This is a genomic window from Roseomonas chloroacetimidivorans, from assembly GCF_049629625.1.
Taxonomy (GTDB): domain Bacteria; phylum Pseudomonadota; class Alphaproteobacteria; order Acetobacterales; family Acetobacteraceae; genus Roseomonas; species Roseomonas chloroacetimidivorans.
This window is the reverse complement of the sequence record NZ_JBNBZS010000252.1, coordinates 1-1,682: the sequence shown is the minus strand read 5'-3', so window position 1 is coordinate 1,682 and position 1,682 is coordinate 1. Positions and strand designations below refer to the sequence as shown.

3 protein-coding genes are annotated in these 1,682 nt (G+C 66.3%); all 3 read right to left on the bottom strand.

What is annotated here, in order from left to right; translation table 11 throughout:
• Window positions 1-150: 150 nt before the first annotated feature.
• Genes ACO1BU_RS37180 through ACO1BU_RS37170 form a run of 3 tightly spaced genes read right to left on the bottom strand, consistent with a single transcriptional unit; the run spans window position 151 to window position 1,575 of the window.
• Entirely contained in the window at window positions 151-1,089 is a 939-nt protein-coding gene (locus ACO1BU_RS37180) for a YqaJ viral recombinase family protein (protein ID WP_424140874.1), read from the bottom strand.
• A 1-nt stretch (window position 1,090) separates the two neighbouring features.
• The gene (locus ACO1BU_RS37175) at window positions 1,091-1,240 is read right to left on the bottom strand and encodes a hypothetical protein (protein ID WP_424140873.1); all 150 of its coding nucleotides are present in this window, start codon (window positions 1,238-1,240) and stop codon (window positions 1,091-1,093) included.
• A complete protein-coding gene (locus tag ACO1BU_RS37170) occupies window positions 1,237-1,575 on the bottom strand; it encodes a hypothetical protein (RefSeq protein ID WP_424140872.1) in 339 nt (112 codons plus the stop codon). Before ACO1BU_RS37170 ends, ACO1BU_RS37175 begins: the two co-directional genes overlap by 4 nt.
• Between the last annotated feature and the right edge of the window lie 107 nt (window positions 1,576-1,682).

Here is a 1,682-nt window from a genome sequence, read left to right as displayed (position 1 = left end):
CCGCATTCTGGTTTGCCGCCGTCAGCACGACATTGCGGAACTTCTCCAACGGGACGTTGCTGGGGAGCGCGCCCTGGAGTGCAGGGCCCATCTGCTGGAGCTGCTTCTTCAGCACTTCCTGCGGGGCCAGCGGCTTCGTCGTGGTCACGCTCACGCAGCGATCTCCTTGATGCTGATGGACCGGCTCTCGGCGCGGCCTTTGATGATTTCACCCGGCTTGGCAGGGCGGGGCGGCGTTTCTTTCCGCACGACCTGGGACACGATCAGGCCGTCCAACTTGGCCCAGCGATGGGAGCCAAGAAGCTGAAGTAGCCGGGCATCCGCAGCCCTGCGGCGGGCGTGGGCTTCCTTCTCCGCGGCGTGGGCCGCCTCGCGCTCCATCGCCAAGGCGATCGCCTCTTCAACCGCGTCGCCCAGGTCCGCCGGCTCATCCTCCACCTCCGGCTCAAGCAGGCGTAGTGCACGGAAGGTGGCATCCGACCCGTCGACGTTCGGCACCTGTCCGGCCTTCACGCTGGCCCAGAAGGCATCTACCCGCTTTGCGATTTCGGCCTGCAGTTTAGGGCGAGGCCGGTAGCGATAGATCCGCACGTCATTCCCGCCGACCAGCACGGCCACGGCGCCCCAAGTGAAGCCACTGGCGAGCATCTGAGCCTGGAGTTGGAGCAGGATATGCCTCGGCGGCTCGGTGCCCCATTCGCGCTTATGGATCAGCCAGTCCGAGTTCTTCAGCTCCAAAACGCCGGGACCGCTGCACTCGGGATCGTTCGGACCCGGCTCCGCGATAATACGGTCCAGCGTCGCGCCCAGACCGCCGCGCTTGGCGTACTGGCCCGGCAGCACCTTCCAGCCCTCCCGCTCAGCAGCCAGGAGCGCTATCGCTTCCTCCAGCGCCAGACCGGCGCGGGTGCGGGCGTTGTCCACGTTCTCGGGCGAGATGCGACCGGCCTTCACCTGCCAGAGCGCAAACAGGCCGGGCATGTATTCGGGTTGCACGCTGAAGAGCGTGGCGACCTCGGATGCGCCGATGTGCTGCGCGCGGATTGCGTGCCAGGCGTCCTTGTCGTCGGGGATGGGAAACAGCGGCATGCTACCCTCCCACGCACGCCAGAGCGACGAACAGCAGGGCGATGGTGGCGCCCCGGATGAGGCGGCGGTGACGGCGGATGCGGTATCGCTCGCGGGCGCCTTCCACTGTCCACGAGGGGTGGCGGTTCCAGACGTAGGCTCGGCCGGTCATGGGATGCGCTCCGAGAGAAGATCTGGGTCAATCGCCAGTGCGGGCCCGCCCATGCCCGCAAGCGTCTTGCCGGTGATGGCACACCGCACGATGGCTGCCGTCATCATCGGGGGTTCGCCTCGATCGCCTTCACGCCACACCCACACCGGATCAAGACGGTAATAGTCGGGCCGACGGGCAGGCTTCGGCTGCAAAGGTGCAAATGCTCGCTCCATAAGGCTGGCAGCAACGTTCAATGCACCACGCTCAGCCGGTGTGCGCCCAATTTCCCGGGCAAGACGCCGGAGCATGTCCGGACGGCTTTCCCGCGCGATTTCCTCCGCATTCCCGGTCATGCGCGGGCCTCCGTGGCTGCGACGGTCTTGCCGCATTCCCACCAGCGCATGAGATCCCTCATGCATGCGGGGCAGATATCCTTGGCGCCTTGGGGCTTGAACGATCC

What these genes read in the sequence shown, in the direction of transcription:
- ACO1BU_RS37180 (WP_424140874.1), bottom strand. Translation starts at nt 1,089, where the DNA reads ATGCCGCTGTTTCCCATCCCCGACGACAAGGACGCCTGGCACGCAATC.
- ACO1BU_RS37175 (WP_424140873.1), bottom strand. Translation starts at nt 1,240, where the DNA reads ATGACCGGCCGAGCCTACGTCTGGAACCGCCACCCCTCGTGGACAGTG.
- ACO1BU_RS37170 (WP_424140872.1), bottom strand. Translation starts at nt 1,575, where the DNA reads ATGACCGGGAATGCGGAGGAAATCGCGCGGGAAAGCCGTCCGGACATG.